The organism is Bartonella sp. AD328YNZD (assembly GCF_042196425.1).
The window spans coordinates 1-836 of sequence record NZ_JBHIQG010000665.1 but is presented as its reverse complement, the minus strand read 5'-3'; the positions used below and the strand labels follow the sequence as shown (position 1 = coordinate 836).

Genomic DNA, 836 nt, shown 5'->3' with positions numbered 1-836 from the left:
CAGGTTGTAAAAACGCTAGAAAAAATAAGCCTTTCCGATACCCTTAAAGAGGGAAGCCTTTTACGCATTGGCATCGTGACACAAGCGGGAGAAGAAGACCATCTCGTACGCGCAAGTATCTATCAAGGAATGCATCATATTCTCACCATTGCCCTGAATGATAAAGGCCAATTCATTGAAAGCACAGAGCCTAAAATGTCTAAAGCACTTAAAACGGCTTTTCAAAATGGTATTCCACATTCTTATATCAATAGCGCGCAATTACCAACGGCTTATGATGCACTCTATAGTGCTTTGCTAAGCCATAATATATCACAATCTCTCTCTCATCGTCTTATTCGTCTGCTTGCCACCAATATTGATATGAAAAGCCAGATAACCCCCAATGATCAGATTGAAATATTTTATGCCATACCACAAAGCGATAAAGAAACCCAAAACGGCAAAAAGAACTTAAAAGCCAAAGAACCCTCCAAGAACACTGATCCAGAAATTCGTTATATTAGCGCCACTTTTGGGAATACAACTTATAAATATTACCGTTATCAATTAAAAGATGGAAGCGTTGATTATTATGATTCTGAAGGGAAAAGTTCAAAACCTTTCTTGTTGCGCAAACCCACACCAAATGGCATTTTTGGCTCTCCCTTTGGCCCACGCAAACACCCTATTTTAGGCTATATTCGCATGCATACGGGTGTTGATTGGGTTGCTCCTAAAGGATCACCCATTATTGCTGTAGGAGATGGTATTGTCACAAAAGTAGGTGTAACAGGCGGCTATGGAAATCATACGGAAATTCAACATGCCAATGGGTATATTAGCAGTTATTCACA

At 39.7% G+C, this 836-nt stretch carries 1 protein-coding gene; it reads left to right on the top strand.

Features of this window, described 5'->3' with window-relative positions; translation table 11 throughout:
• A partial coding sequence (locus tag ACFIO3_RS14355) for a M23 family metallopeptidase (protein ID WP_375704708.1) occupies window positions 1-836 on the top strand: 836 nt, incomplete at both ends.